Annotated in this window: 26 protein-coding genes; 11 read left to right on the forward strand and 15 right to left on the reverse strand. The window is 74.2% G+C overall.

Annotated elements, in window-relative coordinates:
• Positions 1-14: 14 nt before the first annotated feature.
• A complete protein-coding gene (locus ACF1ED_RS27035; protein WP_391764706.1) occupies positions 15-353 on the forward strand; it encodes a DoxX family protein in 339 nt (112 codons plus the stop codon).
• A 65-nt stretch (positions 354-418) separates the two neighbouring features.
• Here the strand turns inward: ACF1ED_RS27035 and metG are convergent, their stop codons facing one another.
• Both metG and ACF1ED_RS27045 read right to left on the reverse strand, forming a co-directional pair.
• A complete protein-coding gene (metG, locus tag ACF1ED_RS27040) occupies positions 419-2,026 on the reverse strand; it encodes a methionine--tRNA ligase (RefSeq protein ID WP_391764708.1) in 1,608 nt (535 codons plus the stop codon).
• A gap of 64 nt (positions 2,027-2,090) precedes the next feature.
• A complete protein-coding gene (locus tag ACF1ED_RS27045) occupies positions 2,091-4,262 on the reverse strand; it encodes a VWA domain-containing protein (RefSeq protein WP_391764710.1) in 2,172 nt (723 codons plus the stop codon).
• Between the two features lie 237 nt (positions 4,263-4,499).
• Here ACF1ED_RS27045 and ACF1ED_RS27050 point away from each other — a divergent pair, with 237 nt between their 5' ends.
• Positions 4,500-6,569, forward strand: a complete 2,070-nt coding sequence (locus ACF1ED_RS27050; protein WP_391764712.1) for a PhoX family protein — start codon at positions 4,500-4,502, stop codon at positions 6,567-6,569.
• Between the two features lie 25 nt (positions 6,570-6,594).
• Here the strand turns inward: ACF1ED_RS27050 and ACF1ED_RS27055 are convergent, their stop codons facing one another.
• From ACF1ED_RS27055 to ACF1ED_RS27085, 7 genes are all read right to left on the reverse strand, one after another.
• Positions 6,595-7,584, reverse strand: coding sequence for a hypothetical protein (locus ACF1ED_RS27055; protein WP_391764714.1), 990 nt, complete (start codon positions 7,582-7,584; stop codon positions 6,595-6,597).
• A 78-nt stretch (positions 7,585-7,662) separates the two neighbouring features.
• Entirely contained in the window at positions 7,663-9,135 is a 1,473-nt protein-coding gene (locus ACF1ED_RS27060; protein ID WP_391764716.1) for an APC family permease, read from the reverse strand.
• Positions 9,136-9,439: 304 nt separating this feature from the next.
• Positions 9,440-11,392, reverse strand: coding sequence for an FUSC family protein (locus ACF1ED_RS27065; protein WP_391764718.1), 1,953 nt, complete (start codon positions 11,390-11,392; stop codon positions 9,440-9,442).
• A 158-nt stretch (positions 11,393-11,550) separates the two neighbouring features.
• Positions 11,551-11,787: a DUF2630 family protein gene (locus tag ACF1ED_RS27070; protein ID WP_190223044.1), complete on the reverse strand. Its 237-nt coding sequence runs from the start codon at positions 11,785-11,787 to the stop codon at positions 11,551-11,553.
• 17 nt (positions 11,788-11,804) lie between these two features.
• Entirely contained in the window at positions 11,805-12,842 is a 1,038-nt protein-coding gene (locus ACF1ED_RS27075) for an endonuclease/exonuclease/phosphatase family protein (RefSeq protein ID WP_391764721.1), read from the reverse strand.
• Positions 12,843-12,846: 4 nt separating this feature from the next.
• On the reverse strand, positions 12,847-13,335 hold the full coding sequence (locus ACF1ED_RS27080) for a hypothetical protein (RefSeq protein ID WP_391764723.1): 489 nt from the start codon (positions 13,333-13,335) through the stop codon (positions 12,847-12,849).
• Position 13,336: 1 nt separating this feature from the next.
• Positions 13,337-13,789: a hypothetical protein gene (locus ACF1ED_RS27085; protein WP_391764725.1), complete on the reverse strand. Its 453-nt coding sequence runs from the start codon at positions 13,787-13,789 to the stop codon at positions 13,337-13,339.
• 154 nt (positions 13,790-13,943) lie between these two features.
• Between ACF1ED_RS27085 and ACF1ED_RS27090 the strand changes: the two genes are divergently transcribed.
• The 3 genes from ACF1ED_RS27090 to ACF1ED_RS27100 all read left to right on the forward strand — a co-directional run bounded on the left by ACF1ED_RS27090 (position 13,944) and on the right by ACF1ED_RS27100 (position 16,272).
• Positions 13,944-14,348 carry a hypothetical protein gene (locus ACF1ED_RS27090; RefSeq protein ID WP_391764727.1) on the forward strand — a complete coding sequence of 135 codons (405 nt, stop codon included), beginning with the start codon at positions 13,944-13,946 and terminating at the stop codon, positions 14,346-14,348.
• Positions 14,349-14,440: 92 nt separating this feature from the next.
• Positions 14,441-15,412 (forward strand): ATP-binding cassette domain-containing protein, encoded by a 972-nt coding sequence (locus ACF1ED_RS27095; protein WP_391764729.1) that lies wholly within the window; start codon positions 14,441-14,443, stop codon positions 15,410-15,412.
• Positions 15,409-16,272 carry an ABC transporter permease gene (locus ACF1ED_RS27100; protein ID WP_391764731.1) on the forward strand — a complete coding sequence of 288 codons (864 nt, stop codon included), beginning with the start codon at positions 15,409-15,411 and terminating at the stop codon, positions 16,270-16,272. The genes ACF1ED_RS27095 and ACF1ED_RS27100 overlap by 4 nt, the downstream gene beginning before the upstream one ends.
• A 3-nt stretch (positions 16,273-16,275) precedes the next feature.
• Here the strand turns inward: ACF1ED_RS27100 and ACF1ED_RS27105 are convergent, their stop codons facing one another.
• The 4 genes from ACF1ED_RS27105 to ACF1ED_RS27120 all read right to left on the reverse strand — a co-directional run bounded on the left by ACF1ED_RS27105 (position 16,276) and on the right by ACF1ED_RS27120 (position 19,018).
• Positions 16,276-16,647: a GNAT family N-acetyltransferase gene (locus ACF1ED_RS27105; RefSeq protein WP_391764733.1), complete on the reverse strand. Its 372-nt coding sequence runs from the start codon at positions 16,645-16,647 to the stop codon at positions 16,276-16,278.
• Between the two features lie 183 nt (positions 16,648-16,830).
• Entirely contained in the window at positions 16,831-17,259 is a 429-nt protein-coding gene (locus ACF1ED_RS27110) for a universal stress protein (RefSeq protein WP_391764735.1), read from the reverse strand.
• Between the two features lie 52 nt (positions 17,260-17,311).
• Positions 17,312-17,938: an FMN reductase gene (locus ACF1ED_RS27115; RefSeq protein ID WP_391764737.1), complete on the reverse strand. Its 627-nt coding sequence runs from the start codon at positions 17,936-17,938 to the stop codon at positions 17,312-17,314.
• A gap of 3 nt (positions 17,939-17,941) precedes the next feature.
• The gene (locus tag ACF1ED_RS27120; RefSeq protein ID WP_391764889.1) at positions 17,942-19,018 is read right to left on the reverse strand and encodes an LLM class flavin-dependent oxidoreductase; all 1,077 of its coding nucleotides are present in this window, start codon (positions 19,016-19,018) and stop codon (positions 17,942-17,944) included.
• A 99-nt stretch (positions 19,019-19,117) separates the two neighbouring features.
• Here ACF1ED_RS27120 and ACF1ED_RS27125 point away from each other — a divergent pair, with 99 nt between their 5' ends.
• The 3 genes from ACF1ED_RS27125 (at position 19,118) to cobM (ending at position 21,449) form a co-directional block, all read left to right on the forward strand.
• On the forward strand, positions 19,118-19,258 hold the full coding sequence (locus ACF1ED_RS27125) for a DUF6126 family protein (RefSeq protein ID WP_391764739.1): 141 nt from the start codon (positions 19,118-19,120) through the stop codon (positions 19,256-19,258).
• Between the two features lie 218 nt (positions 19,259-19,476).
• Positions 19,477-20,703 carry a precorrin-6y C5,15-methyltransferase (decarboxylating) subunit CbiE gene (gene cbiE, locus ACF1ED_RS27130; RefSeq protein ID WP_391764741.1) on the forward strand — a complete coding sequence of 409 codons (1,227 nt, stop codon included), beginning with the start codon at positions 19,477-19,479 and terminating at the stop codon, positions 20,701-20,703.
• A complete protein-coding gene (cobM, locus tag ACF1ED_RS27135) occupies positions 20,700-21,449 on the forward strand; it encodes a precorrin-4 C(11)-methyltransferase (RefSeq protein ID WP_391764743.1) in 750 nt (249 codons plus the stop codon). Before cbiE ends, cobM begins: the two co-directional genes overlap by 4 nt.
• Positions 21,450-21,533: 84 nt before the next feature.
• On the opposite strand, the gene ACF1ED_RS27140 is transcribed toward cobM, so the two are convergent.
• Positions 21,534-21,608, reverse strand: coding sequence for a 50S ribosomal protein bL37 (locus ACF1ED_RS27140; RefSeq protein ID WP_099895366.1), 75 nt, complete (start codon positions 21,606-21,608; stop codon positions 21,534-21,536).
• 124 nt (positions 21,609-21,732) lie between these two features.
• Here ACF1ED_RS27140 and ACF1ED_RS27145 point away from each other — a divergent pair, with 124 nt between their 5' ends.
• Both ACF1ED_RS27145 and ACF1ED_RS27150 read left to right on the forward strand, forming a co-directional pair.
• Positions 21,733-22,092: a transcriptional regulator gene (locus ACF1ED_RS27145; RefSeq protein WP_391764745.1), complete on the forward strand. Its 360-nt coding sequence runs from the start codon at positions 21,733-21,735 to the stop codon at positions 22,090-22,092.
• Positions 22,089-22,763: a nucleotidyl transferase AbiEii/AbiGii toxin family protein gene (locus ACF1ED_RS27150; RefSeq protein WP_391764747.1), complete on the forward strand. Its 675-nt coding sequence runs from the start codon at positions 22,089-22,091 to the stop codon at positions 22,761-22,763. Before ACF1ED_RS27145 ends, ACF1ED_RS27150 begins: the two co-directional genes overlap by 4 nt.
• Here the strand turns inward: ACF1ED_RS27150 and ACF1ED_RS27155 are convergent.
• Positions 22,760-23,878 carry a cobalt-precorrin-5B (C(1))-methyltransferase gene (locus ACF1ED_RS27155; protein ID WP_391764749.1) on the reverse strand — a complete coding sequence of 373 codons (1,119 nt, stop codon included), beginning with the start codon at positions 23,876-23,878 and terminating at the stop codon, positions 22,760-22,762. The two genes, ACF1ED_RS27150 and ACF1ED_RS27155, sit on opposite strands and share 4 nt — an antisense overlap.
• Positions 23,879-23,890: 12 nt before the next feature.
• Here ACF1ED_RS27155 and ACF1ED_RS27160 point away from each other — a divergent pair, with 12 nt between their 5' ends.
• Complete coding sequence (locus ACF1ED_RS27160) at positions 23,891-24,619, forward strand: cobalt-precorrin-6A reductase (protein WP_391764751.1); 729 nt, start codon at positions 23,891-23,893, stop codon at positions 24,617-24,619.
• The last annotated feature ends 31 nt before the right edge of the window (positions 24,620-24,650 follow it).

A 24,650-nucleotide genomic window follows, 5' to 3' on the forward strand; every position in this document is an offset into this window, starting at 1 on the left:
CCGGAGGAGTCCCCATGTCCACCACGGCCGCTGTCGTCACCCTTCTCGCCGCCTTCATGGCCGGGTTCTCCGGGGCGGCCGTGCTGCTCCGGGCGAAGTTCGTCGTCGAGCCGCTGGCCGCCTACGGGGTGCCGCGGACGTGGTGGAACCGGCTGGGGCTGGTGAAGCTGGCCGGGGCGCTCGGGCTGCTCGTGGGGTTCTGGGTGCCGGTCATCGGGGCGACGGCGGCGGCCGGGGTGGTGCTGTACTTCGCCGGGGCCGTGATCACCGTCGTGCGGGCGAAGGCGTACGGGCACGTGGCCTTCCCGCTGATGTACCTGGCGCCGGCCGCCGCCGCGCTCGTCCTGGCGTGAGGACGGCGAAGGCCGCCGCCCCGGGAGACCGGGGGCGGCGGCCTTCGCTCGCGTGCGGGCGGACGTCAGTCCTTCTTCGGGTCCTCCAGGCGCGGGAAGAGGACCGCGCCCTTCGTGACCGTCGACCCGGCCGGGAGCTGGCCCCAGCGGGCCGCGTCCTGGACCGGCTGGGCGGCCAGGGCGCCCAGGGAGGGCTCCGCGCCGAGGGAGTCCCACAGCTTCTGGGACGACTCCGGCATGACCGGGTTCAGCAGGACCGCGGCGGCGCGGAGGGACTCGGCGGCCGTGTACAGGATCGTCGCCAGGCGGGCGCGGCCCTCCTCCGACTCGTCCTTCGCGACCTTCCACGGCTCCTGCTCCGTGATGTAGCCGTTGACCTGCTTCACGAAGTCGAAGACCGCGAGGATGCCGCCCTGGAAGTCCAGCTCCTCGCCGATCTTGGCGTCGGCCGTCGCGACCGCCTTCGCCAGGCCCTCCTGGACGGCCTTCTCGGCGTCGCCGTCGGCCGTCGAGGCCGGCAGCTCGCCGCCGAAGTACTTGCCGACCATCGCCGCCACGCGGGAGGCGAGGTTGCCGTAGTCGTTGGCCAGCTCGGAGGTGTAGCGGGCGGAGAAGTCCTCCCACGAGAAGGAGCCGTCCTGACCGAAGGCGATGGCCCGCAGGAAGTACCAGCGGTACGCGTCCACGCCGAAGTGCGAGGTCAGGTCCTGCGGCTTGATGCCGGTCAGGTTCGACTTCGACATCTTCTCGCCGCCGACCATCAGCCAGCCGTTGGCCGCGACCCGGCCCGGGACCGGAAGGCCCTGCGCCATCAGCATCGCCGGCCAGATCACCGCGTGGAAGCGGAGGATGTCCTTGCCGATGAGGTGGACGTTCGCGGGGAAGGTCTCGTCGAACTTCTCCGGGTTCTCGTTGTAGCCGACGGCCGTCGCGTAGTTCAGCAGCGCGTCGATCCACACGTAGATCACGTGCTCGCCGTCCCACGGCACCGGGATGCCCCAGTCGAAGGTCGAGCGCGAGATGGAGAGGTCGTCCAGGCCCTGCTTCACGAAGTTCAGGACCTCGTTGCGGGCGGACTCCGGCTGGATGAAGCCCGGGTTCGCCTCGTAGAACTCCAGCAGCTTCGGGCCGTACTCGCTCAGCTTGAAGAAGTAGTTCTCCTCCTTGAGGATCTCCACCGGCTTCTTGTGGACGGGGCAGAGCTTGGTGCCGTCCTCCGCCTCGATGAGATCGCCCGGGAGCTTGAACTCCTCGCAGCCGACGCAGTACGGGCCCTCGTAGCCGCCCTTGTAGATCTCGCCCTTGTCGTACAGGTCCTGTACGAACTCCTGGACGCGGTCCGTGTGACGCTTCTGCGTGGTGCGGATGAAGTCGTCGTTCGCGATGTTCAGGTGCTCCCAGAGGGGCTTCCAGGCCTCCTCGACGAGCTTGTCGCACCAGGCCTGGGGCGTGACGTCGTTCGCCTCGGCCGTGCGCATGATCTTCTGACCGTGCTCGTCCGTGCCGGTGAGGTACCACACCTTCTCGCCGCGCTGACGGTGCCAGCGCGTGAGCACGTCGCCTGCGACGGTCGTGTAGGCGTGGCCCAGGTGAGGAGCGTCGTTGACGTAGTAGATGGGGGTCGTGACGTAGAACGCCTTCGCCCCCTGCTTCTCGGATCCAGTGGCCGCCATGGTCGAAATCCTAACGGGCGTCCGAAGATCCACTCACATCGATAAGCAGGGGGCGGGCGGGTGCCTACAGGCTGAGACCGGCGAGGACGCCCTCGTAGAACTCCGCGTGCGGGGTCTCGACCGGCGCCGGGCCCGCGAAGTGCGTCGCCGTGCGGTCCGCGGTGAGCTTCCGCAGGTAGTCGAAGCCCTTGCCGTCCTCCTCGCCCCAGGCGGTGAAACGCCAGTGGACCGGGCGTCCGGCCGCCTCGGCCAGGGCCTGGTTCGCGGCGGTACGGGACTCGGGCGGGCCGTCCGTCTGGAAGATCACCAGCGCCGGGCGGGCCGGGTCCGTCTTCTCGTGGTGGGCCAGCACCTCCTCGACGGCACGGTGGTAGTTCGTCCGGCCGAGGCGGCCGAGACCGGCGTTGACCTCGTCCACGCGGGTGGGGGTGAGCTCGGCGGGCGTGAGGTCGACGACCCCGTCGATGTCCGTGGAGAAGAACACGGTCGTGACCGTCGCGTCCTCGTCCAGGTGCGCGGCGAGCGCGACCGCCTGCTCGGCGAGACGCTGCACGGACCCGTCCTTGAAGTACCCGCGCATCGACCCGGACCGGTCGACGACCAGGTACACCCGCGCCCGCGCCCCGCCGAGCCCCGCCTTGCCCAGCACGACCCCGGCGGCGTCGTACGCGTCGCGGAGGTGCGGGGGGAGGGGGGAGGCGGAAGAGGCGGGGGAGGTGGGCACGGCGCCGGTGGTCGTTTCGGTGGCGGTCCCGGCGACGGCCTCGGTGGCCTGCGCCTCCGCCTGCGCGGCGACCGGCTCGGCCTCGGCTTCGGGCTCCGCCGCAGTGGCGGTGTCCGCCTCGGCGGCGACGGGCTCCGCGTCCGCGTCGGAGGTCGCCTCCGGCTCCTCCGCCTCCGCGGAGGGCTCCGTGTCGGCGTCGGCGTTGGCGTCGGTCTCCGCCTCCGTCGTCGCCTCGGCGGAGGGCTCCGCGTCCGCGTGGGCGTTCGCTGCGGCAGCCGTGGCCGGCTCTGCGGCGGCGTCCGACGCCGTCTTCGCCTCCGTCGCGTCGGTGGCGTCGGCCGCGGTCGCCTCCGCGTCCACGGAGGCTTCCGCCTCCGCGTCCGCGTCGGAGGTCGCCTCCGGCTCCTCCGCCTCGGCGGAGGGCTCCGCGTCCGCGTGGGCGTTCGCTGCGGCAGCCGTGGCCGGCTCTGCGGCGGCGTCCGACGCCGTCTCCGTGTCCGCCGCGTTCGCGTCCGCCTTGGCTTCCACGTCTGCTGCCGCCGTCGGCTCTGCTTCGCCTTCCGGCTTCGCCTCCTCCGACGCGGCGGGAGCGTCCGTCGCGTCGGCGTCCGCCTCGGCGGCCGTGGCCGGCTCAGTGTCCGCGACGGCGTCCGGTGCCGTCTCCGACTCCGCGTCCGCCTCGGTGTCCGTGGCCGGGTTCGCCTCCGTGTCGGCAGCCGGGGTCGGCCTCGCATCCGCGTCCGCCGTCGGCTCCGTCTCCGCGATCGGTGCGTCCGCCGCGTCGGCGGTCGCCTCCGTGTCCGCCTCGGCGGCGAGCGGCGCGTCAGTCTTCGGGTCCGCCTTCTCCGGCGCGGCCGAAGCGTCCGCAGCATCCGCGTCCGCCTCGGTGGCCGTGGTCGCCTCGGCGTCCGCGACGGCTTCCGGTGCCGTCTCCAGCTCCGCATCTGCCGTCGCATCCGCGTCCGCGTCAGCCGTCGCCCCCGGCTTCACATCCGCATCCGCCTTCGCCTCCGCGTCAGCCAACGCGTCCGCATCCGCGTCAGCCACCGCTTCCGCATCCGCCTTCGCCGGCGCAGCATCCGCGTCCGCCTCGGCGTCCGCGACGGCTTCCGGCGCCGTCTCCAGCTCCGCGTCAGCCTCCGCCTCCGCCTTCTCCGGCGCAGCCGTAGCCGCAGCCGGTTCCGGCGTGCGGGCCTTGGGGATCTGGGAGATCTGGGGGTTGTCGAAGGCCGCGGCCACCAGGTCGTCCGCCGCCTTGCGGGCCGCTGCCTCCGGGGCATCCGCGGGCGCTGCCTCCGAGGCGGCTTCCGCGATCTCCGCCGCTTCCACGGTCTTCGCGGTCTCCACGGCGTCCGTCGTCCCCGCCGTCCCCGTCGTCTCCGCGGGCTCCGTGGGCTGGAGGGGCTTCGGGTCCGGCGTGTGGGGGTCGCGGGACTGGGGAGGGACGGAGGGGGTCGCGGGATCTTCGCGGTCGCGGCCGAACACCTTGCGCAGCAAGCTCCGAATACCCATGGGCGAACCCTTTCGCATGAGTTGGATGCGGTATGCGTCCTTCACCCCTGGCCAGGGCGGACACGTAAGGTTAGCGGCCGCGTCCTCCGCTTCCGGGGACCCGGTCGGTCACGGTTGCCGCTCATTCACCGGGCGTTCATTCCGCCGCCGCCCCCGTGCAGACGTGCACACATAGCGTCACGGCCGAACGGATTCCCGACACCATGTCGGCGCAGTGCTGCGCCGGAGGAGGACCCAGTGCGCAAACTGCTGCCGCTGATCGGCACCAACCCGCACGGAGGCGGTCGTTCCGCCCTTACCTGCCGATTCCGGTGTGGTGACGCCTGCTTCCAGGAGGTGCCCAACACCAGCGACAACGAGTACGCCGGCGACGTCATAGCCGGGGCGCTGTCCCGCCGCTCCGCGCTCCGCGCCGCCGCCGTCGTGACCGTCGCCTCCGCCGCCGGCGGCTCGGTGGTGCTCGGTGGCGCGCCCGCCGCCGAGGCGCACCCGGGGCACCCGGGGCACGGGAAGCCGCCGGTCGCCGACGGGGCCCGCGGCCTCCGGTTCGCGCCCGTCGCGCCGAACACCGCCGACCAGGTCACCGTGCCGTCCGGGTACGGGCAGAACGTCGTCATCCGGTGGGGCGAGCCGATCCTCCGCGGCGCCCCCGCCTTCGACTCCGAGAACCAGACCGCCGAGGCGCAGGCCGGGCAGTTCGGGTACAACAACGACTTCCTCTCCCTGCTGCCGCTGCGCGGGGAGCGCGACCGCCAGGTGCTCGTCGCCAACCACGAGTACACCGACGAGGTGCTGATGTTCCGCGGCTACGACGCCGCGAACCCGACCCGCGAGCAGGTCGAGATCGCCTGGGCCGCGCACGGCCTGTCCGTGGTCGTGGTGCAGGAGGAGCGGCGCAGCGGGCGGCTGACGCCGGTCCGGCGCCACCACCTGAACCGGCGGCTGCACACCACCAGCGAGTTCGAGCTGACCGGTCCGGCCGCCGGGTCGGCGCTGGTGCGGACCTCCGCCGACCCGGCGGGCCGTACCGTCCTCGGCACGCTCAACAACTGCGCCGGCGGCACCACCCCGTGGGGCACCACGCTGCACGGCGAGGAGAACTTCAACCAGTACTTCGCCAACGGCTCGTCCGCCACGGACAAGCGGTACGGCATCGGCACCGGCGCCAGCGAGCGCAAGTGGGAGCGGTTCGACAAGCGCTTCGACCTCGCGCAGGAGCCGAACGAGGCGCACCGCTTCGGCTGGGTCGTCGAACTCGACCCGTACGACCCGGAGTCCACGCCCCGCAAGCGCACCGCGCTCGGCCGCTTCAAGCACGAGGCCGCGCAGCCGCGCCTCACCGCCGACGGCCGTCCGGTCGTCTACATGGGCGACGACGAGCGGTTCGACTACTTCTACAAGTTCGTCTCGTCGAAGCGGATGATGAAGGGCGATTCGCGCAGGGCGCGGGCCCACAACCTCACCCTGCTCGACGAGGGCACGCTGTACGTCGCCAAGCTGTCCGGCGACTCCCCCGCGGCCGAGGTCGACGGCACCGGAAAGCTCCCGAACGACGGCGAGTTCGACGGTTCCGGCGTCTGGATCCCGCTGGCCACGGCCGGGCCCGAGGGCGCCGTCTCGCACGTGCCCGGGATGACCGCCGAGGAGGTCTTCGTCTTCACGCGCCTCGCCGGTGACAAGGCCGGCGCGACGAAGATGGACCGGCCCGAGGACGTCGAGCCGTCGCCGCGCACCGGCCGCGTGTACGTCGCCCTGACGAACAACACCAACCGCGGCAAGGGCACCAACCCCGGTGCCGACGAGGCCAACCCGCGCAACCTCAACAAGCACGGGCAGGTCCTGGAGCTCGCCGAGCACTGGGACGACCCGTCCGCCGACGGCTTCGCCTGGCGCCTCTTCCTCGTCGCCGGCGACCCGGACGACCCGGCCACCTACTTCGCGGGCTACCCGAAGGACCGGGTCTCCCCGATCTCCTGCCCGGACAACGTGGCCTTCGACCCGCACGGCAACCTGTGGATCTCCACCGACGGCAACCAGCTCGGCTCGCACGACGGCCTCTTCGGCGTGGCCGTGCACGGCGAGCGCCGCGGTGAGCTGAAGCAGTTCCTCACCGTCCCCCGGGGCGCCGAGACCTGCGGCCCGGTCATCCAGGACCGCCGCGTCCTGGTCGCCGTGCAGCACCCGGGCGAGCTCGACGGCGCCTCCGTCGAGAACCCGGCCTCGGCCTGGCCCGACGGGCCCGGCAGGATCGTCCGGCCGTCCGTCGTCGCCGTCTGGCGCCACGACGGACGCGACATCGGCGTCTGACGCCCGCACCGGGAGGGCCCGGGGGTCAGCCGGCCCCCAGGCCCTCCCGGAAGCGGACGAACTGCTCCTCCGGGTCGCCCGTGTACGCCCACGGCACCCAGGCCGCCCGGGTGCCCAGCAGGCCCATCAGCTCCCGCGCCAGCTCCACCTGGCCCGAGTAACAGGCGGCGTGCGCGAGGAAGTTGAGGTCACCGACCTCCTCGGGGGCGACCGGCCGCGCCGGGTCCCGGCCGCCGATCCAGCGGTCGTGGGTGCGCCGCAGCTCGGTCACCGCCAGCTCGTGCTTCCAGTGCTGGTCGAAGCCGCGCACCGGGCCGCGCCCGAGCGCCCCGTCCGCGATGTAGCGGTACTCCTCCACCCGCGCCACCTGCACCAGGACCGGCAGCGCGGAGCCGGGCGGGGCGACCCCGGCGGCGTCGCGCGCGAAGTCGTACATGGAGCCGTGGGTGCCGTGCCAGCGGGCCGAGAGGTAGCGGAGCACCTGCATGTGGCCCTCGGTGTTGTACGGGTCGCGGCGGCGCAGTTCGTCGAACCAGTACCGGAGTTCGCGGCGCGGTACGCCGCCCTCGTACAGCCGCGCCACCGACAGCAGCGAGACCCACGGCATCGGGTCGGCGGGCGCCGCGTCCGCCGCGCTCCGGCAGGCGTCCACGGCCGCGTCGATCCGGGACCGGTCGACCGCGGCGCCCCGGCCGGCGGCGATGGCAGCGTCGAAGACCCGCACCACCTCGGTCGCCGCCCGCAGCACCGCCGCGTCCGCGCTGCGCGGCTCGGCGGCCCGCCAGGTCTCGACGGTGGAGCTGCCGGCGGCGGCGTGCGAGAGCAGCCGGACGCGGTGGGTGCGGCGGGCCCAGTCGTCGCCGGTGGCGGCGAGCAGGTCCCGCACGCCCTGCCAGCGGCCGATCACGATGTCGTGGCGGGCCTCCGTCAGCGCGCGGTCACCGAAGTCCGGGTCGAAGTCGGGCGTGAACCGCTCCCCGCGGGACCGCCTGAGGGCGCGTCGGCGTACGCCCATGGGTGACCTCCTTCGGTCGTGCTCCGGTCGGTGCGTCGGTGCGTCGGTGGGACGGTGCGTCGGTGGGACGCGGGGCGGTCAGAAGTCCGTGGCGTAGCTCTTGTCCCGCAGGCGGGTGCCCGGGGCCGTCGGGGCGGCCTCGCCCGCGGCGTCGAGCGCGCGGCGGGCGTCGAGGCGGGCCGGGCGGTAGTAGTCGCTGCCCTTGCGCCAGTACACGGCCATCGGGACGAGTCCGGCGGCGAGGCCGCCGAGGCCGATGGTGAGGGCGGTGGTCGACAGCTCGCCGAGCGACTCGACGAAGGCCCACAGCATGAACGCGGAGCCGAGCAGCGGCCACACCCCGCCCAGCAGCAGGTTCCGCGCGGAGCGCAGTAGCAGGGACTTGTAGGCGACGGCGGCGGCGATGCCGGCCAGGCCGTAGTAGAACGCGATCTGGAGGCCAATCGCGGAGACCGCGTCCCGCAGGATCCGCTGGACGGAACCGGCGGCGGCCGCGCCGGCGAAGAGGACGAGTGCGGCGGCGCCGACGGCGGCGACCGCGACCCAGGGGGTGTTCCAGCGGTGGTGGACGCGGCCGAGGGCGGCCGGCAGGGTCCGGTCGCGGCCCATCGCGAAGAGCGAGCGGGTCACCTGGAGCAGGGTGGTCTCCAGGGTCGCGACCGTGGACAGGATCACGGCGACGACCAGCAGTTTCCCGCCGGCGCCGGGCCAGATCTCCTCGCCGAGGACGGCGAGCACGTTCGGTCCCGCGGACAGGATCCGCTCGGCGGGCAGCAGCACGTTCACCGCGACCGTGAAGGCCACGAAGAGGAGGAAGACGAAGCCGACGCCGACCAGCGCGGCGAGCCCGGCGGTCCGCCGGCTGTTCCGGGTCTCCTCGCTGAGGTTGCTGGTGACGTCCCAGCCCCAGTAGTAGAACGCGGCGATCAGCGCGCCCGCCGCGAAGCCCTCGGGGCCGTGGAAGTGCCCGAGGCCGAACCAGGACCAGTCGAAGGCGACCGCCCGGCCCCGGTGGGCCACCGCCGCCAGCACGAAGGCCAGCAGGATCGCCATCTCGGCGCCGGACATCAGGAGTTGGGCCCGTACGGTGAGCCGGGCGCCGCCCAGGACGACGCCGAGCATCAGCAGGAACCAGCAGGCGCCGACGGCGGCGGCCAGCGGTGTGGAGGAGGCGAGGTCCGGGTCGATCAGGGCGAGGGTGAGCGAACCGGCCGGCAGCGAGCCCGCCACCATGAACACGGTGGCGGCGAAGACCAGCGCCCAGCCGGACAGGAAGCCCAGGAAGGGGTGGAGGGTGCGGCCCACCCACGAGTAGCCGGCGCCCGCGTTGACGTCGATCCGGCCGAGCCGGGCGTAGGCGAGGACGATGCCGAACATCGGTATCGCGCAGTAGAGCAGCGCGGCCGGTCCGGCGAGGCCGACCGCCCCGAAGAGCACGGCGGTGGTGGCGGCCAGCGAGTAGGCGGGGGCGCTGCCGGCGACGGCCATCACGATCGTGTCGAAGGTGCCGAGGACATTGGGCTGGAGCCCTCTGCTGGTGGTCGTGCGCATGACGGTGTCCTCGGAGTCCTGGGAGCGGGTGTGGGGGGTTCCGGACGACGGAGGGGGAGGGGAGGAGCGGGTGCGGCGGGAGGGGTGCGGGTCGGGCGGGGTCGGGCAGGGTGAAGTGGCCCGGTCGGCGTACCGGTTGGCGGCCTGGACGGTCGCGGGCACGGGTGCGGGAGCGGATCACGGCGGGGCGGTCGAGCGCATCGTAGTCGCCCCGGTGGAATCCGGTAACGGTGGCAGGAGGGTTCCGTTCCGTGACCGCCGGTAAGTTCTCCTTCGCGCCCCCGCGCACCGCCCCGGAAGGGGTTTACCGCAGCTCGGGACCGGCGATGGCGCGGGCCGCGCGCACCTCCTGGCGGACCGGCGCGAGGACGCCGTCGTCGTCGCCGGGCAGCTCGGTGCGGACCGCGACCAGGGTGTCGGTGGAGCGCAGGCCCTCGGCGAGTTCGCGCAGCTCCCGCGCCACCTCCGCCACCTCCGCCGGGTCCGGCGGCGGGGCGCCGTGCGCGACGCGGATGCGGGCGGCGGTCGTGGCGTCCACGATCCGCTCGACGGCGATCGCGAGCGGCCACCAGGCGGCGGCCCGGGTGCCGGTCGGCGGCGGTTCGGTGAGGGCCCGCTGGAACTCGGAGCGGACCGCTGACAGGTCCCGGTAGAGCTTGCGGCGGGCCCGGGGCCGGCCCGCGTCCGCCGGGCCGCCGAAGGCGAGGTCCACGTAGGCGGCGGTGTCCGCTACCGCGCCGGCCAGCCGGTCGCCGATCCGGCTGTGCCAGGACTCCGGCCAGAGCAGGTAGCCGGCGACCAGCGCGATGGCGCAGCCGATGAGGGAGTCGTACAGGCGGGGCAGGACGAGGTCGAAGCCCTGCTGGTTGAGGGCGTCGGAGAGCAGCAGGATGACGGGGGTGATGGCCGCGGTCTGGAAGGCGTACCCCTTCGCCGAGAAGGCCGGGATGAGCGCGGCCAGCACCATCATCACGGGCACGTCCCACCAGCCCCGGGGCACCTCGGCGAGGACCAGCGCGGCGGAGACGAGACCCAGGCAGGTGCCGACGGCGCGCAGCACGGCCCGGGAGAAGACCGAGCCGAAGTCCGGCTTCATCACGAAGGTGACGGTGAGCGCCACCCAGTACGAGCGCGGCACGGCGATCAGCGACACCAGGGCCTGGGCGAGGCCGATGCAGAGCGCCAGGCGGAGCCCGTACCGCCAGGACGGCGCGGAGAGCAGCGTCGTGCGGGTGGCGCGGCGGGCCCGGACGGTCAGCGAGGCGGGGCGGCCGAGCCGGTCGTCGACGTTGTAGGGGTCGGGTTCGGCCTCGTGGACGACGGTGGCGGCGTGCCGGAGGGCGTGCTCGACGGCCTTCTCGGAGGGGCGGGTGGAGGGCGGGAGGTCCAGTGCGGGGTGCTCCGTCCGTCCGGTCTCGACCGCGTCCGCGAGCGCGCGGACGGTGGCGGCGACGGCGGGGGGCGGCGGCCCGTGGAACCGGGCCCGCAGGTCGGCGGCGGGGGCCGCCTCCAGGAGCGGGACCAGCACGTTGAGCTGCGCGAGGAGCCGGGCCAGCGAGGAGGTGCGGCCGTGCTGGCGGGTGCGGCGGGCCAGGATCAGGTCGTAGGACTGGTTGAGCGAGGCGGTCACCGCGTGCCGCTTCTCCTGGTACGCCTCCGAGCCCGCGGCCTCGTACAGCTCGGCGACCGTGCGGTAGGTGGCGGCGACCGCGGCCCGCTCCGGCACGGCCCGGCGCAGCGGCCAGCCGAGGAGCGTCAGGGCGAGGACCACGAGGCCGCCGAGGGCCAGCAGCAGCGGCGCCTTCCACCACGGGTCCGGCATCGGCAGGCCCGCGCCGACGACGGCGTTGAGGAGCAGCAGGAGGCCGGAGGCGGAGGCGACCGCGCCGATCGAGGAGATCATCCCGGAGACGAGCGCGACGAGCGTCAGGGTCGCCACCGCGAGCCAGCCCTGACCGAAGACGAGGGTGCCGAGCGTGACGCCGAGCGCGCCGAAGAGCTGCGGCACGGCGATGTTGAAGACCCGCATCCGGTACGCGTCGGCGGTGTCGCCGATGACGCCGGAGAGGGCGCCCATGGAGACGAGCGCGCCCTCGGCGGGGCGGTCCAGGGCGAGGCCGGCCGCGAGCGGCAGCGACAGGGCGAGGGACGCGCGCAGGACGGCGGCCCACGGGACGGGCGCGGGTGCGGGCCGGAGTCCCGCGGTCAGCCACGCGGGAGGAGCCAGCCGACCGTTCCCGTCACGTCCACGACCCATGCCCTCCAACTTACGCGGCCGTCCGCCACCGGTCCCGGCGGCGTGCGCGGGCCGGTGGCGGGGCGGCCGAGGCGTGCGCGGGCCCGTGGCGGGGCGGGGAACCGGTGGCGGGGCGGCGGCCCGGCGCGGGGGCGGACGGCCTGCCGGTGGCGCCGGGCTCAGTTGCGGTAGGACTCGACCTCGGCGGCGGGGCGGAGGGCCGCGGTGTCGGGGTCCTCGCCGAACTCGGACTTGGCCCGGCGCTGCCGCAGCAGGTCCCAGCACTGGTCGAGGCGGACCTCCAGCTCCGCGAGGCGCTCGCGCTCCTCGGGCAGCAGGCCGCCGGTGCGCCGGCGCAGCGCGCGTTCCTCCTCCACGAGCGTGCCGATGTCATCGAGGATCTGCTCGTTGTCCATGCTCCCAGCGTCGCCGATCAGCGCTCGTCCTGCAGGTCGAGGTCGGCGAGGACGGCCCGGTGGTCGCTGCCGGGGACCGGCAGGAAGCGGGTGGCGACGGCGGTGAGGTCCGGGGTGGTGAGGACGTGGTCGATCTGGACGTACGGCGGCAGCGGGCCCTCGGCCGGCCAGGTGGGGGCGCGGGACGAGCCGGTGGCGCGGGCCGCGTCGAGGAGCGTCCGGCCGGAGGAGAGGGCGCGGAAGGCGGCGTGGTCCTGGGAGGCGTTGAAGTCGCCGGCCAGCAGCAGGGTCTCGCCGGCGGGACGGGCCTCGACCGCCGCCCGCAGGCGGGCCAGTTCGCTCTTCCAGAGCCCCACCTGGCCGGGGACGGGCGGCAGCGGGTGCGCGAGCTGGAGCCGCACCGCCCGGCCGGCGATCTGCGCGGTGGCGCCCGGCATCCCCATGGCGGCGGGCACCGCGGACCGGTCGCGCAGCGGGTAGGCGCTGAGGATCACCGAGCCCGACGAGCCCTCCGCGTCGACCGACACCCGGTGCGGCAGCTGCCGGGAGAGCGCGGCGGCGAGGGCCCGCCCGCAGGCGGGGTCGCACTCGGAGACGTACAGGAGCTGGGGCTTCTCCCGCAGCGCGAGGTCGATGAGGGAGCCGGTGCCCTGGCCGTACTCGACGTTCGAGGCGATGACCCGGATCCGGGCGACGGGATCGCCGTAGGTGACGGCGAGCGGCGGGGTGTACGGCAGCGACGCCCACGCGGTGCCGGCGAGGACGAGCACCGCGAGGAAGGCGAGGCCCCGGCGCCGGGCGACGGCCGCCAGCAGCAGGCCGAGCCCGGCGGGGACGGTCAGCCAGGGCAGGAAGGAGAGGAGCTGGGGGAGGGGCGTGACGCCGTCGGCGTCCAGCGCCCGGCAGCCGGCGACGGCCGCCGGGACGGCCAGGAGCGCCCCGGCGGCCCAGGCGGCCGCACGGGTCCGGAGCCCGGGCCGCACGGGCACGGGCGGGGGCGGGGCGGTCGCCGCGTCCGGGGCGCCGTCGGTCGCGGCGGCGGGTGCTCGGTCCACCCCCTCAGTGTCGCAGGGCCCGCGCGATCTCCGCGGTCGTCGGCCCCTCCAGGGTCCGATTGCTGCGCGCCGTACCGGACTTGGAGGCCCTGGCGGGGACGGAGCCGATGTTCAGGACGACGGTGTCGAGGAGGTTCCCGCCGTCGTCCCGGAAGACGACCATGACCGTGTAGTCGGCGGTCGCCGCCCCGGGGTTGGCCGCCGTGATCGTGGCGGCCGTGCGGTCCCCGTCGGCGGAGGCCGCCCCTGCGGACACGTCTCCGGTCGCGTTCGCCCCGTCCTTGATCTCGTCCATCTTCTGCCGCGCGGCCGAGGAGACGGCGGCGGTCGCCGAGGAGACGAGGTCCCCGGCGGCCTCCTTCGCCGCGTCGCAGCCGGTCGCGGCGCCGGTGACGGCGAGGGCGAGCAGCACGGCCCCGGCGGTGCGCCGGAGCCGTGCGCGGGGCCGGCCGCCGGGGCGTGCCCGGAGGCCGGCGCGGGGGCGTGGGGCCACGTCAGAGCCGTTCGCCGGGGCCGTACGCGTCGTCCGTGGCCAGGGCCCAGATCACGAAGACCGAGATGGCCATCGAGAAGAGCGCCCACCACGGCTGGTACGGCAGGAAGAGGAACTGGGCGAGGAGGTTGAGGGACGCCAGGGAGATGCCGGCGACCCGGCCCCACTCGGCGCCCTTGAGGATCCCGTAGCCGGAGATCGCGACGATGACGCCGAGGATCAGGTGGATCCAGCCCCAGGTGGTGAGGTCGAACTTGAAGACGTAGTCGCCGACGCGGGTGTAGACCTCGTCCTCGGCGATCCCGGCGATGCCCTGGAAGACGTCCATGATGCCGATCACCAGCATGAGGACGCCGGCGAAGAGGGTGCCGCCGGAGGACCACGCCTCCGAGGAGGCCGACCTGTGCGGTCGGGGGGCGGAGTCCGGGCGAGGAGGCGTGCTGTTCTGGCTCATGGCCCCATCGTGGGAGCATGCGTACGATTTCGGCCTTCTGGCTGCGCCGAACGGGTGAGGCCGCCGCCGGCCGCTGATCCACTTGCGGGGCGCCCCCGGCGGGTGTGCCCTGGAGGGTGCAGCAGCAGGGGGGCGACCCGAAGGAGCTCCTGCCATGGCCGCACACGCAGCCGTACCCGCCCGGCGTTCCGTGGAGACGCACGGCGCCTTCCTGCCCGCCCTGATCGGCATCCTCTACGGCCTCTACGCCGCGACCGTCTCGCGGCACGGCGGAGCGCTCACCTGGGGCCAGCTGTGGCTCGGCCTGGTCTCCGCGATCCTCCTCGCCGGCGGCGTGTGGGCGCTGCGCACCCACGGGCGCGCCCTGCCGCGCGAAGCGAGGTCCGTGGCCTGGGGCGCCCTGGTGGGCGGCGCGACCGGCTTCCTCTACAGCCTCTCCGGGGCGAGCGTGTTCTCGTCGAGCGGCCTCGGACTGCTGGTGGGGGCCGGTGTGGCCGCGGGCGCGTTCTACCTCTTCTACACGCACGAGGACGCCGCCGGCCGCCCCGCGCCGTACTGAGCCGGCCCCGCCCTCCGCACCCCTCCGGACTGCGCCGCCGCCCGTGCCGCAGCAGACTGGAGGGGTGTCCGTCCGGAGGAGGAGGCACCGGGATGAGTGACGGCTTCGCCGTGGAGACCGAGGGGCTCGTGAAGGCCTTCGGGGGGAACCGGGCCGTCGACGGCGTCGACCTGCGCGTCCCGGCCGGCACCGTCTACGGACTCCTCGGACCCAACGGCGCCGGCAAGACCACCGCCGTGAAGATGCTCGCCACCCTGCTCCGTCCGGACGCCGGCCGGGCCCGGGTCTTCGGGCACGACGTCGTCGCCGAGGCCGACACCGTGCGGGGCAGGGTCAGCCTCACCGGGCAGTACGCCTCCGTCGACGAGGACCTCACCGGCACCGAGAACCTCGTCCTCCTCGCCCGCCTCCTCGGCCACGGCCGCCCCGCCGCCCGGGACCGGTCCGCGCAGCTGCTCGGCGCCTTCGGCCTCGCCGGGGCCGCCGACCGGCAGGTCAAGAACTACTCGGGCGGCATGCGGCGCCGCATCGACATCGCCGCGTCCATCCTCAACACCCCCGACCTGCTCTTCCTCGACGAGCCGACCACCGGCCTCGACCCCCGCAGCCGCAACCAGGTGTGGGACATCGTGCGGGCCGTCGTCGACCAGGGCACGACCGTCCTGCTCACCACCCAGTACCTCGACGAGGCCGACCAGCTCGCCTCCCGGATCGCCGTCATCGACCACGGCAAGGTGATCGCGGAGGGCACGAAGGGCGAGCTGAAGGCCTCGGTGGGCGCGGGCTCCGTGCACGTGCGCCTCCGGGACCCGGAGCAGCGGCCGGAGGCCGGGCGGGTCCTCACCGCCGCGCTGAACTCCGAGGTCCAGCTCGACCCCGACCCGGTCGCGCTCACCGCCACCGTCAACGGCCACGGCACCGACCTCGGCGCCGCCGAGCAGGCCGCCCGGGCCCTCGCCGAACTGGCCCGCGCCGGGATCACCGTCGACGACTTCGCCCTCGGCCAGCCGAGCCTGGACGAGGTGTTCCTCGCCCTCACCGACCGGAAGGGACCGGCCGCATGAGCTCCGCCACGTCCACCGGAACCGACACGGCGACGGGCGCGGACCTCGCCGCGCCCCGCTCCGACGAACTCGCCGCGCTGCTCGTCGGGAAGACCCGCCCGCCCAGGCCCTCCGCGCTCTCCGCGTCGCTCACCTTCGGCTGGCGGGCCATGCTGAAGATCAAGCACGTGCCGGAGCAGCTGTTCGACGTGACGGCGTTCCCGATCATGATGGTGCTGATGTACACGTACCTCTTCGGGGGCGCGCTGGCCGGCTCGGTCTCGGCGTACGTCCAGTTCCTGCTGCCCGGCATCCTCGTCATGTCGGTCGTGATGATCACGATGTACACCGGCGTCTCGGTCAACACCGACATCGAGAAGGGCGTCTTCGACCGCTTCCGCACCCTGCCGATCTGGCGGCCCGCGCCGATGGTCGGCTATCTCCTCGGCGACGTCGTGCGCTATCTGATCGCCTCCGCCGTGATGCTGTCCGTCGGCCTCGTCATCGGCTACCGCCCCGACGGCGGGGTCGTCGGCGTGCTGCTCGGGGTGGCGCTGCTGCTGGTCTTCTCGTTCGCCTTCTCGTGGATCTGGACCATGTTCGGCCTGCTGCTGCGCAGCGAGAAGTCGGTCATGGGCGTCAGCATGATGGTGATCTTCCCGCTGACCTTCCTCTCCAACGTCTTCGTCGACCCGAGGACCATGCCGGGCTGGCTCCAGGCCTTCGTGAACAACAGCCCGGTGACCCATCTGGCGACGGCGGTGCGGGAGTTGATGGCCGGCGAGTGGCCGGCGGCGGACATCGCCTGGTCGCTCGGCTGGTCGGTGCTCTTCGTGGCCGTCTTCGGCGCCGTGACGATGCGGCTGTACAACCGGAAGTGAGGGTCACTTTCCCCGGGGCTTCGTCTGCTGGACCGCCCAGCGGTTGCCGTCCGGGTCGGCGAAGTACACGAAGGAGCCCCACGGCTGGTCGTCGATCTCCCCCACATCGACGCCGCGCTCGGTGAGTTCGGCGTGGGCGCGCTCGATGTCCTCGACGACGACCTGCATGTTGTCGAGGGAGCCCGGGGCCATCCGCGTGATCCCCTCGCCGAAGGCGATCGAGCAGGCCGAGCCGGGCGGGGTCATCTGCACGAAGCGGATCCCGTCGCGGACGGTCACGTCGTGGTCCGCGTGGAAGCCGACCCGCTCGTAGAAGGCCTTGGCCCGGTCGACGTCGGTGACGGGCACGCCGATCAGTTCGAGTTTGATGTCCATGAGGGCATCCTCCGTCGGCGGAGCCGGAGGCGCCCGTCGACCTTCCCCGCCGGGAGGGCCGGGCCCCCATCGGCCTTCCCCGCCGGGAGGGCCGGCACCGGCAGGGCAGGGCAGGGCACCGGGCCCGGCCCGGGGGCGCGGGCGGACCGTGGAACCCGCCGGCGGCTGCTTCGCGGTCGCGGGTCAGGTGCCCCGGACCACCACGACGGGGCAGGGGGCGTGCTGGGTGACGTTGGAGGAGACGGAGCCCAGGACGGCGGCCTTGAAGCCGCTGTAGCCCCGGTCCCCCACCACCAGCAGCTCCGCTCCCTCGGCCTGGTCGACCAGTGCCTGCGCCGCGTTCCCGCCCACGACCGTCCGGGTGACCCCGGCCGCCTCGGAGGGCGTGAGCGCCTGCTCCAGGGACTGGTCGAGGATCTGCTTCGCGAGCCGCTCGGGGTCGAACTCCGGGGGCACCCCGGGCATCAGCGTCGCCCAGGACGCCGGGTACTCCCAGCCGATCACCGCGTGGAGCGTGCCTCCGGTGAGGGCGGCCTGCGCGGCCGCCCACTTCAGCGCCTTCAGGGACGGTTCCGAGCCGTCCACGCCCACCACGATCCTGCCGCCGGCCATCGCCGACCTCCGTCCGTCGTCGGGATACTTCCCTCCCAACCTAACAAAACGGTCAATCGAGCCTCAGGTCGGCCAACTGCTTCTCGAAGGGGACGATCTCCTCCTCGTCGCGGCCGTCCCGGCGCCCCGCCGCCGCCACCAGCTCCGCGAACTCCTGGCCCGCCCGGGTGATCCGCGCGGGCAGGCCCTCGGTGTACTCGTCGCCGCCCGTGCCCCAGTCCTCCGAGGCCGCGTAGACGGCGGTGGAGGCGATCCGGGCCCGCAGGTAGGCGAAGAGGGGGCGCAGCGCGTGGTCGATGACGAGGGAGTGGCGGGCGGTGCCGCCGGTCGCGCCGAGGAGGACCGGCGTGCCGGTGAGGGCCGCCGGGTCGATCAGGTCGAAGAAGGACTTGAACAGGCCGCTGTAGGAGGCGGTGAAGACCGGCGTCACCGCGACGACGCCGTCCGCGCCCGTCACCTCGTCGATCGCGCCCTGGAGCGCCTCCGACGGGAAGCCGGTGACGAGGTTCTTCGCGATGTCGACGGCGAGGTCACGGAGTTCGACGACCTCGACGTCGACGGCGTACTCCTGCTCGGCGAGCCGGTAGCGGGCCGCCTGGGTCAGGCGGTCGGCGAGCAGCCGGGTGGAGGAGGGGCTGCTCAGGCCGGCGGACACGGCGACGAGCTTCAGCGTCTGCATGGTTCACGCCTCCTTGGAGGTGACGGCCGGGTGGAGCGGGGCGGTGGCCGGGACGCCGGCCGGGCGGAGGTTCGCGAACTCCTTGCGGAGGACGGGGACGACCTCCTCGCCGAGGATGTCGAGCTGTTCCAGGACCGTCTTGAGCGGCAGTCCGGCGTGGTCGACGAGGAAGAGCTGGCGCTGGTAGTCGCCGGCGTACTCGCGGAAGGACAGGGTGCGCTCGATGACCTCCTGCGGGGAGCCGACGGTCAGCGGGGTCTGGCTGCTGAACTCCTCCAGGGAGGGGCCGTGGCCGTAGACCGGCGCGTTGTCGAAGTACGGGCGGAACTCCCGTACCGCGTCCTGCGAGTTCTTCCGCACGAAGACCTGGCCGCCGAGGCCGACGATGGCCTGCTCCTCCGTGCCGTGGCCGTAGTGCGCGTACCGCTGGCGGTAGAGGCGGACCATCTTCTCGGTGTGCTGCTTGGGCCAGAAGATGTGGTTGGCGAAGAAGCCGTCGCCGTAGTACGCGGCCTGCTCGGCGATCTCGGGGGAGCGGATGGAGCCGTGCCAGACGAACGGCGGGACGCCGTCGAGCGGGCGCGGGGTGGACGTGAACCCCTGGAGCGCGGAGCGGAACTTGCCCTCCCAGTCGACCACGTCCTCCCTCCACAGCTTGTGGAGGAGCGCGTAGTTCTCGATGGCGAGCGGGATGCCCTGGCGGATGTCCTGCCCGAACCACGGGTAGACCGGGCCGGTGTTGCCGCGGCCCATCATCAGGTCGACGCGGCCGTCGGCGAGGTGCTGGAGCGTGGCGTAGTCCTCGGCGATCTTCACCGGGTCGTTGGTGGTGATGAGGGTCGTGGACGTGGAGAGGACCAGCTTCTCCGTGCGGGCCGCGATGTGCCCGAGGAGGGTGGTGGGGGAGGAGGGGACGAACGGCGGGTTGTGGTGCTCGCCGGTCGCGAAGACGTCGAGCCCGACCTCTTCCGCCTTGAGCGCGATGGCGACCGTGTTCTTGATGCGCTCGTGCTCGGTGGGGGTGCGGCCGGTGGTGGGGTCGGTCGTCACGTCGCCGACGGTGAAGATCCCGAACTGCATCGTGGTCACCTCTCGCGTTCCGTTGTGTTAGTTGAAGCTTAAATCATCTCGTCCAACGGTGCCACCCGCCCCGGTATTCCGCCCCGTACCCTGGACGCCATGACCGAGAAGGCGCACGACGACGAGAACTGGAAGGAGCGGGGCGTGATGCTCCGCGTCTTCGTCTACGTCTTCGCCACCCACGCCTTCGCCGGCTTCGTCTGGCTCCTCTTCTACGTGGGGCAGAACGCCCAGAAGTGACGGCCGCCGCCCGCCCCGCGCGGAGAGGGCCGGGCCAGCCGTGGCGTGGGGCCGCGCCCGTGGGTGACGCGGGGCCGCGCCAGCCGTGAGGCCGTACCCGTCGTGAGGCCGTACCCGTCGTGGGGCCGTACCCGTCGTGGCGTGCGGGCCGCGCACCCGTCGTGACGTGAGGGTCGCCACGTGCCGCCCGCCCGCGCCCCTCACGTAGAGTCGCGGGCGTGAACGGTGCGATATCGGTCGTCGGAATCGGCGCGGACGGCTGGGACGGGCTCCCCGAGGGCTCCCGCCGGATCCTGCGCGCCGCCGACGTGCTCCTCGGCGGCCCCCGCCAGCTGGACCTCCTCCCCGAGGGCGACTGCCCGGGCGAGCGCGTCGCCTGGCCGTCCCCGCTCCGCCCCGCCGTCCCCGGCCTGATCGCCGCCCACGAGGGCCGCGCGATCGCCGTCCTCGCCAGCGGCGACCCCTCCTTCTACGGCATCGCCCGCACGCTCGCCGAGACCGTCGGCCCCGACCGCCTCGACGTCCGCCCGCACCCCTCCTCCGTCTCGTACGCCTGCGCCCGCCTCGGCTGGCCCCTGGAGGCCGTCGAGACGCTCTCGCTCGTCGCCCGGCCGCTCGACGCGCTCCGCGCCGCCCTCCACCCCGGCCGCCGGCTCCTCCTCCTCGGCGAGGGCCCCGAGACCCCCGCGCGGGTCGCGGAACTGCTCCGCGCGGCCGGCTGGGGCGGCACCAGGATCCGGGTCCTCGAACAGCTCGGCGGCCCCGCCGAGCGGCTCCTCGACGGCACCGCCGCCGACTGGCCGCACCCCCGCGCCGACGCCCTCCACGTCCTCGCCCTCGACTGCGTCCGCGACCCCGGCACGCTGCGGCTCGGCACCACGCCGGGCCTGCCCGACGAGGCGTACGAGCACGACGGACAGCTCACCAAGCGCCACGTCCGCGCCGCGACGCTCGCCGCGCTCGCCCCCGCCCCCGGCGAACTGCTCTGGGACGTCGGCGGCGGCTCCGGCTCCATCGGCATCGAGTGGACGCGGGCCCACCGCGACTGCCGGGCGATCGCCGTCGAGCGCTCGCCCGAACGGGCGGCCCGCATCACCCGCAACGCCGCCGCCCTCGGCGTACCGGCCCTCCGCGTGGTCACCGGCCCGGCGCCCGCCGCGCTCGCCGGCCTGCCCGTCCCCGACGCCGTCTTCATCGGCGGCGGCCTCACCGTCCCCGGCCTGCTCGACGCCTGCTGGGACGCGCTCCCCGCCGGCGGCCGGCTCGTCGCCAACACCGTGACGCTCGAATCCGAGGCGCTGCTCGCCGACCGGTACCGCCGCCACGGCGGCGAACTGGTCCGGCTCGCGGTCTCCGCCGCCGTGCCCGTCGGCGGCTTCACCGGCTGGCGCACGGCGATGCCCGTCACGCAATGGTCCGTAACGAAGGGTTCTCCAGAGGCATGACCGTCTACTTCATCGGCGCGGGCCCCGGCGCCGCCGACCTCATCACCGTGCGCGGCGCCCGCACCCTCGCGGCCTGCGGGGTCTGCCTCTACGCCGGCTCCCTCGTCCCCCGCGAGCTGCTCGCCGAGTGCCCGCCGGACGCGCGGCTCGTCGACACCGCGAAGATGCACCTCGACGAGATCGTCGCGGAGATCACCGCCGCCCACGGGGCCGGACAGGACGTGGCCCGGCTGCACTCCGGCGACCCGTCCGTCTTCAGCGCCATGGCCGAGCAGATGCGGCGGCTGGACGCGGCGGGCATCCCGTACGAGGTCGTGCCCGGCGTCCCGGCCTTCGCCGCCGCCGCGGCGGCGCTCAAGCGGGAGCTGACCGTCCCGACCGTCGGCCAGACCGTCATCCTCACCCGCGTCGCCCAGCAGGCCACCCCCATGCCGGAGGGCGAGGACCTCGCCACCCTCGGCCGCAGCGGCGCCCTGCTCGTCCTGCACCTCGGCGCCCGCTACGCCGAGCGGATCGTCTCCGAGCTGATCCCCCACTACGGCGAGGACTGCCCGGCCGCCGTCGTCGCCATGGCCAGCCGCCCCGACGAGCTCGTCCTGCGCGGCACCCTCGCGGACATCGCCGCCCAGGTGGAGGAGGCGGGCATCACCAGGACGGCCGTCATCCTCGTCGGCCGCACCCTCGCCGCCTCCGAGTTCCGCGACAGCCACCTCTACGACCCGGCCCGGGACCGCCACACCTGCTGAGCCGCGCGGCGGGGCCCCGGGAAGTCCGATCCCCGGGACCCCGCCGCGTCCGCCTCGGACGTCCTCGGACGTCCTCAGGCGTCCTCAGGCGTTCGGCCGCTTGCCGTGGTTCGCCTTCTTCTTCTTGCGGGCCCGCTTCTTGTTGCCGCGCTTCGCCATGGTGCTTCCTCCCTTGAGTGGGGTGCGTGCGCTGCCGAGCCTAGGCACGGCGACACGGGACCGCATCCGGTCCGTGGGGCGGATGTGCCCCCCGGGACGGCCGGGCGCGGGGATAATCGGGGGCATGGCACATGAGACGGCGACCGTCTCCGAGGTACGGCGCGAACGGTACGCACGACGGCTCCCCCCCGACCTGTCCGCCCTGCGCGGACCCGGGCACGGGACGGTCCGGCTCCCCCTGCACCTGGCCTGGTCGGGGCTGACGGAGTACGACCTCGACCGGCCCCGGCTGCGGATGAGCTGCTACCGCACCGTCCTCGCCGAGGGCGGCCACGACGACCTCGTCCGCCACCTCAACCGGGACCTGCTCGTCGAGCTGTGGCCCGTCCTGCGCACCCTGGTCAGCAAGGACCTGCGCGTCGTCTGGGAGGACGCCTTCCGCGAACTGGGGCCGATGGCGACGGCGGCCGGGCGACCGGGGTGAACCTCACCGGCCTCCACCGCCGCCTCCTCGACGACGTCCTCGCCGCCGGCACCGAGTACCCCCTCGCCCTGACCGGCGGCTACGCCGTCCAGGCGCACGGCCTGGTGGACCGCCTCAGCCAGGACCTCGACGTCGCCACCGAGAACCCCCGCCCCATGACGGAGATCGCCGCCCACCTGCGGGCGGAACTGGAGGCGAAGGGCTGGCGGGTGCGGACGCTGGAGACCGACCCGCTCTCCGCCCGCCTGATCGCCACCGACCCCGCGACCGGCGAGGCGTGCGAGGTCGACGTCCTCAAGGAGGCCCTGTGCGGCCCTCCCGAACGCCGGGAGTTCGGCCTCCTCCTCTCGCTGCGCGACGTCGTCGGCACGAAGGTCCGCGCACTCGCCGACCGGGGCATGGCCCGCGACCTGATCGACGTCAAGGCCGCCGCGGACCGCTGGAGCCTCCTGGAACTGGAGGAACTGGGCCGGCAGCACGCCCGCGACGGCTTCGACCTGGAAGAACTCCAGACCAAGCTCGCCGGCGCGGTCTGGATCGACGACGAGGAGTTCACCGCCCTGGGCCTGGACGCCGACGGGATCCAGGAGCTCCGCGCCTGGGCCCAGCACTGGTCCGACGACATCGGCGAACGCCTCCTCGAAGGCACCGACCCGCCGGACGACCTCTAGGGCCCCGCCACCGCCGACCGCCCCACGATCACGCCCGCGCGGTCGATGCAGATCACGTCGACGGTGACCGGGGCGCCGCGCAGGACCGACAGGGCCTCGTCGCGGGCTCGGGTGGCCACCGCGTCGCCCAGGGGGACGGCCGCCGCCTCGCAGAGGCGGAGGGCGGCGAGGCCGGTGTTGGCCGACTCGATCTCCGCCGCCAGGGAGGCCGTCGCGCCCGCCTCGCGGGCCAGGGACGCCAGGAAGGTTTTGTCGACCTGGGAGCGGGCCGAGTGCAGGTCCAGGTGGCCGGCGGCGAGCTTGGAGAGCTTCGCGAAGCCGCCGCAGATCGTCAGGCGGTCGACGGGGTGGCGGCGGACGTACTTGAGGACCGCGCCCGCGAAGTCGCCCATGTCGAGGAGGGCGATGTCCGGGAGGGCGTAGAGCTGCCGGACCGTGCGCTCGGAGGTGGAGCCCGTGCAGCCCGCGACGTGGGTGAGGCCGCCCGCGCGGGCCACGTCCACGCCCCGGCGGATGGAGTCGATCCAGGCCGAGCAGGAGTACGGCACGACGACGCCCGTCGTGCCGAGGACCGACAGGCCGCCGAGGATGCCGATGCGGGGGTTCCAGGTGGAGCGGGCGATCTCGGCGCCGTCGTCGACGGAGATCGTGATCTCGACGTCGCCGGGCGCCCCGTGGGCCGCCGCCACCTCCGCCACGTGGTCGCGCATCATCTGGCGCGGGACCGGGTTGATGGCCGGTTCGCCGACCTCCAGGGGGAGGCCGGGGAGGGTGACCGTGCCGACGCCCTCGCCCGCGCGGAAGACGACGCCGGAGCCGGGGGGCAGGAGCCGTACCGTCGAGCGGATCACCGCGCCGTGGGTGACGTCCGGGTCGTCGCCCGCGTCCTTCACCACCGCCGCCATGGCCGAGTCCGGGGCCAGGGACTCCGCCGTCAGGGCGAAGGACGGGGTCTGGCCCTTGGGGAGGGTGATCGTCACCGGGTCCGGGAAGTCGCCGGTGAGCAGCGCGGTGTACGCGGCGGTCGTCGCGGCCGTGGCACAGGCACCGGTCGTCCAGCCGGGCCGCAGACCGGTGTGCTTGAGTTGGGCCTCGCGCCCGCCGCCGGTACTCACGAAGGGGCTCCTATGCACGTACTCATTCTCGGAGGGACGACCGAGGCCCGCGTCCTGGCGGGACTGCTGTCCCCCGGCACGAGGGTGACGAGTTCCCTCGCGGGGCGGGTGGCGGCGCCGCGGCTGCCGGCCGGCGAGGTGCGGGTCGGCGGGTTCGGCGGCGCCGAGGGGCTGGCGGCGTGGGTGCGGGAGCACGCCGTGGACGCGGTCATCGACGCCACCCATCCCTTCGCCGAGCGGATCAGCTTCAACGCGGCCCGGGCGGCCGCCACCGCCCATGTTCCCCTGCTGGCGCTGCGCCGCCCCGGGTGGGTCCCGGGGGGCGGGGACGACTGGCGGGACGTGGGCTCGCTGGAGGAGGCGGCCCGCGCCCTCGACGGCCTCGGCGACCGCGTCTTCCTCACCACCGGCCGGATGGGGCTCGCCGCCTTCGCGGACCGGCCGGAGTGGTTCCTCGTGCGGTCCGTGGACGCGCCCGACGCGCCGATGCCCGCGCGCGCCGAAGTGCTGCTCGACCGGGGGCCGTTCACGCTGGAGGGCGAGCGGGAGCTGATGGCCCGTCACCGTATCGGCGTGCTGGTGACGAAGGACTCCGGCGGCGCCGCGACCGCCCCCAAGCTGACCGCCGCGCGCGAGGCCGGGATCCCGGTCGTCGTCGTCCGGCGGCCGCCGGTCCCGGAGGGCGTGCCGACGGCGGCGACCCCGGAGGAGGCCGCCGCCTGGGCGCACGCGCCGCGCTGACGGCGGGCGCCGCCGCGGCCGGAGCGCCCGC

Origin of the sequence: Streptomyces sp. NPDC014656 (assembly GCF_043084305.1) — a bacterium.
Taxonomy (GTDB): Bacteria; Actinomycetota; Actinomycetes; order Streptomycetales; family Streptomycetaceae; genus Streptomyces.

What these genes read in the sequence shown, in the direction of transcription:
- ACF1ED_RS27120 (WP_391764889.1), bottom strand. Translation starts at nt 19,018, where the DNA reads ATGCAGTTCGGGATCTTCACCGTCGGCGACGTGACGACCGACCCCACC.
- ACF1ED_RS27110 (WP_391764735.1), bottom strand. Translation starts at nt 17,259, where the DNA reads ATGGCCGGCGGCAGGATCGTGGTGGGCGTGGACGGCTCGGAACCGTCC.
- metG (WP_391764708.1), bottom strand. Translation starts at nt 2,026, where the DNA reads ATGGCGGCCACTGGATCCGAGAAGCAGGGGGCGAAGGCGTTCTACGTC.
- ACF1ED_RS27145 (WP_391764745.1), top strand. Translation starts at nt 21,733, where the DNA reads ATGGCACATGAGACGGCGACCGTCTCCGAGGTACGGCGCGAACGGTAC.
- ACF1ED_RS27035 (WP_391764706.1), top strand. Translation starts at nt 15, where the DNA reads ATGTCCACCACGGCCGCTGTCGTCACCCTTCTCGCCGCCTTCATGGCC.
- ACF1ED_RS27125 (WP_391764739.1), top strand. Translation starts at nt 19,118, where the DNA reads ATGACCGAGAAGGCGCACGACGACGAGAACTGGAAGGAGCGGGGCGTG.
- ACF1ED_RS27060 (WP_391764716.1), bottom strand. Translation starts at nt 9,135, where the DNA reads ATGCGCACGACCACCAGCAGAGGGCTCCAGCCCAATGTCCTCGGCACC.
- ACF1ED_RS27095 (WP_391764729.1), top strand. Translation starts at nt 14,441, where the DNA reads ATGAGTGACGGCTTCGCCGTGGAGACCGAGGGGCTCGTGAAGGCCTTC.
- cobM (WP_391764743.1), top strand. Translation starts at nt 20,700, where the DNA reads ATGACCGTCTACTTCATCGGCGCGGGCCCCGGCGCCGCCGACCTCATC.
- ACF1ED_RS27100 (WP_391764731.1), top strand. Translation starts at nt 15,409, where the DNA reads ATGAGCTCCGCCACGTCCACCGGAACCGACACGGCGACGGGCGCGGAC.
- ACF1ED_RS27085 (WP_391764725.1), bottom strand. Translation starts at nt 13,789, where the DNA reads ATGAGCCAGAACAGCACGCCTCCTCGCCCGGACTCCGCCCCCCGACCG.
- ACF1ED_RS27160 (WP_391764751.1), top strand. Translation starts at nt 23,891, where the DNA reads ATGCACGTACTCATTCTCGGAGGGACGACCGAGGCCCGCGTCCTGGCG.
- ACF1ED_RS27055 (WP_391764714.1), bottom strand. Translation starts at nt 7,584, where the DNA reads ATGGGCGTACGCCGACGCGCCCTCAGGCGGTCCCGCGGGGAGCGGTTC.
- ACF1ED_RS27090 (WP_391764727.1), top strand. Translation starts at nt 13,944, where the DNA reads ATGGCCGCACACGCAGCCGTACCCGCCCGGCGTTCCGTGGAGACGCAC.
- ACF1ED_RS27070 (WP_190223044.1), bottom strand. Translation starts at nt 11,787, where the DNA reads ATGGACAACGAGCAGATCCTCGATGACATCGGCACGCTCGTGGAGGAG.
- ACF1ED_RS27045 (WP_391764710.1), bottom strand. Translation starts at nt 4,262, where the DNA reads ATGGGTATTCGGAGCTTGCTGCGCAAGGTGTTCGGCCGCGACCGCGAA.
- ACF1ED_RS27105 (WP_391764733.1), bottom strand. Translation starts at nt 16,647, where the DNA reads ATGGACATCAAACTCGAACTGATCGGCGTGCCCGTCACCGACGTCGAC.
- ACF1ED_RS27115 (WP_391764737.1), bottom strand. Translation starts at nt 17,938, where the DNA reads ATGCAGACGCTGAAGCTCGTCGCCGTGTCCGCCGGCCTGAGCAGCCCC.
- ACF1ED_RS27065 (WP_391764718.1), bottom strand. Translation starts at nt 11,392, where the DNA reads ATGGGTCGTGGACGTGACGGGAACGGTCGGCTGGCTCCTCCCGCGTGG.